The 3,135-nt window shown below is 70.7% G+C and carries 4 protein-coding genes; 1 reads left to right on the top strand and 3 read right to left on the bottom strand.

Annotated features, from left to right (window positions below; all coding sequences use genetic code 11):
- Positions 1-98 precede the first annotated feature (98 nt).
- The 3 genes from BN903_RS07570 to BN903_RS07560 all read right to left on the bottom strand — a co-directional run bounded on the left by BN903_RS07570 (position 99) and on the right by BN903_RS07560 (position 1,815).
- Entirely contained in the window at positions 99-500 is a 402-nt protein-coding gene (locus BN903_RS07570; RefSeq protein WP_048077164.1) for a DUF5790 family protein, read from the bottom strand.
- 201 nt (positions 501-701) lie between these two features.
- Entirely contained in the window at positions 702-935 is a 234-nt protein-coding gene (locus tag BN903_RS07565; RefSeq protein WP_048077163.1) for a hypothetical protein, read from the bottom strand.
- A gap of 73 nt (positions 936-1,008) precedes the next feature.
- Entirely contained in the window at positions 1,009-1,815 is an 807-nt protein-coding gene (locus BN903_RS07560; RefSeq protein WP_048077162.1) for an aldo/keto reductase, read from the bottom strand.
- Positions 1,816-1,936: 121 nt separating this feature from the next.
- Between BN903_RS07560 and BN903_RS07555 the strand changes: the two genes are divergently transcribed.
- A partial coding sequence (locus BN903_RS07555; protein ID WP_048077205.1) for a methyl-accepting chemotaxis protein occupies positions 1,937-3,135 on the top strand: 1,199 nt, incomplete at its 3' end.

The raw sequence follows: 3,135 nt of genomic DNA, 5'->3' as shown, positions 1-3,135 counted from the left end.
GCGGCGAGATCCTGCTCGACCGCGCGAGCACGGGGCTCGCGGAGCTGGCGGCAGCCGTGGTTGACCGGGACGCCGCGCAGGAGGGAGCTTGACCGCGGTTACTCGTCGTCGTCGGCCGCGTCCTGGAGTGCCCCGCGGATCGCGGGGATGGTACCGGTGAGGGAGGCCACCTCGTCGGCGGCGCTCTCGATGTCGCCGACGAGCGATTCGAGCTCCTCGATCTCGGCTTCCAGATCGTCGGCGTCCTCGAAGGCGTCGGCGCGCTCGCCGAGGACGTACGCCTTCTTCGCCGAGCGCACGCTGTCGATCGCGTCGCCGGCGTCGAGCGCGGACTTCAGTCCGTTGAGCGCGCCGAGCACGTTGTCCGCGTCCGTCTCCCACACCGCGTCCGGGTCGGGGAGCTGCTCGCGCGCCGCGGCGAGGTGTTCCTCGACCTCGGCTCGGGTCTCCTCGGCCGCCTCGCCGAACAGGTCGTCGTCGTCGAACGTGGACTGGGCCATGTGCGGAGTGTCGTGCCCGCACCTTTTAAAAACGCGCCCGGAAGCGGAAGTGAAACCGGCGGCGAGGGCGGACTTGGTCCCCGGATCGGGACGATTCCGCGTTCAGTTTCGGTCCGCCAACCGGGACGGCGGGAGAGCCGGAGCGGGCCGCGGGGCAGCCGGACCGGGCTGCGGTACAGCCGGACCAAGCGGCGGCGCGAGTCAGATCCGGACGAGCAGTTCCACCGCGATCAGCGTCAGGAGGAGACCGAGGAAACCGGCGAGGAGAGCGAGCGTCCGGAGGCGCTCGAACACCGTGTCGGCGTCCGGCGTCGCCGCGAGGAGGGCCGGGCGGTCGCGGGGATTCGACTCGCCGTCGGGGGCGGGACCGACGTCCGCGGTGGGACGGGTCTCGGGGATGGGACCAGCGTCGGTTTCCGGGTTCGGGTCCGGCACGGCCGATCGTTCGGCCGGGGGATCCGTTAAACCGACTATGAGGGGACAATACCGGTATTGAGCGCTCCCGAGGTCAGGCCCGGTTCCACGGGGCCTCCTCGAAGTCGACGACGCGTTCGCCGCGGTCGAGCGCGTCGATCCGGGCGATCTCCTCATCGGTCAGCTCGATCTCGCGGGCGGCCCAGTTGTCCGCAACGTGCCCGAAGTCGGCCGCCTTCGGGATCGGCGCGACGCGCTCCTTCGAGAGCAGCCACGCGAGGCTCACCTGCGCGGGCGTCGCGTCGTGGCTCGCGGCGATCTCCCGGAGCGCGTCGACATCGGCGACGCGGTTGCGCGCGATCGGCGAGTAGGCGACGAGCCAGTGGCCGTCGTCGACGGCGTACTCGCGGAGCGTCTCCTGCTGGAGGAAGGGGTGACACTCGACCTGATGGGCGAACACGTCGTGGTCGAGGCGGTCGATCGCCTCGTCGAGCTGGTCCGGCTCGAAGTTCGAGAGGCCGATCCGGTCGATCACGCCGTCGTCGACGAGGTCGTCGAGCGCGGGCAGCGTCTCCGCGGGGTCGTAGCTGTTGATCGGCCAGTGGACGTACAGCAGGTCGATCGAGTCGACGCCGAGGCGGTCGCGGCTGGCCTGCGCGGTCTCGACCGCGTCGTCGTACGAGAGGTTGTCCGTCGAGAGCTTCGTGGCGACGAACAGGTCCTCGCGGTCGACATCACTTCGGTCGATCCCGTCGCCGACTGAGGCCTCGTTGTCGTACCCCTGCGCGGTGTCGACGTGGCGGTAGCCGGTGTCGATCGCGTGAGCGACCCCGGCGGCGCACTCCTCGCCGGCCGCCAGCTTGTACGTCCCGTAGCCGAGTCGGTCGAATGCGTCGGTCATGTCCGACCGTTCCCCCGGCGACCGGAAAAGTCCGACCGTCTCGGCGGCCGAACTTGATTATCACGAGTGAGTACTGGCGGGGAGCGATTATACCGATCGCGAGGTTTCGAACGGGTACAACATGGACAAGGGACCGATCGAAAGGATCCGGTCCAGCTACGGCACACGGCTCGCGCTGTCGCTGGTCGCGGTCACGGGGGTTTCGGTGGCGTACGGGGCGATCGTGTATCTCAGGGCGACGGAGCTCGGCCCGGCCGGAGCGGAGGTCCGCTCTGGTCTCGTCGGCATGTCGCTTCTGACGGTGATCGGGCTGGCGCTCATCGGCGTTACCGTCGGTTCGAACACTGTCATCGCGCTCCGGCAGCTCACCGGGAAGGCCGAGCGGATGGCCGACGGCGACCTCACGGTCGAGTTGGAGTCCGGTCGGTCCGACGAGATTGGCCGTCTGTTCGGCGCGTTCGACGAGATGCGCGGCTCGCTGCGCGCGGAGATCGACGACGCGGAACGGGCGCGCGAGGAGGCGGAGCAGGCCCGGCGAGAGGCCGACGCGCGCGCCGAGACGGTCGAGCGGAAGGCGTCCGAGTACGAGACCGCTATGCGCGCACTCGCCGACGGCGACCTGACGCGACGGGTCGAGCCGGCGAGCGACAACGAGGCGATGGCACGGGTCGGGACCGCGTTCAACGAGATGGCCGAAGAGCTTGAGGGCACCGTCGCCTCGGTCGCGACCGTCGCGGAGGACACCGCGGACGTCGCCGGGCGGGTCGACGACCGCACCGACAGCCTGCGGGCGACGACCGGGACCGTCTCCGAGGCGGTCACGGAGATCGCGGAGGGCGCGCGCACCCAGCGCGACGACCTCCGGGCGGCGACCGACGAGGCCGAGAGCCTCGCCTCCTCCGCGGAGGAAGTGGCCTCGACGGTCACCGACGTCGCGGAGACCGCCGAACACGCGGCCGCGGTCGGCGAAGAGGGTCGCGAGGCGGCCGAGGAGGCGCTCGCCGAGATGGACGCCGTCGAGGAGACGACCGCGGAGACGACCGCCGAGGTCGAGGCGCTCGCGGCGGAGGTCGAGGAGATCGGCCAGGTGGTCGACACCATCTCGGAGATCGCGGAACAGACGAACCTGCTGGCCCTGAACGCGTCGATCGAGGCGGCCCGGTCGGGTGCGGACGGAGCCGGCTTCGCGGTCGTCGCCGAGGAGGTGAAGTCGCTCGCGGAGGAGACACAGGAGTCCGCGGGCGAGATCGAGGCCCGGATCCACGCGGTTCAGGAGCGCGCCGAGACGGGCGCGGCAGCGATGGCTCGCACCGAAGAGCG

The sequence above is a fragment of the Halorubrum sp. AJ67 genome (assembly GCF_000513435.1).
This window is presented reverse-complemented; position numbering and strand designations above follow the sequence as displayed.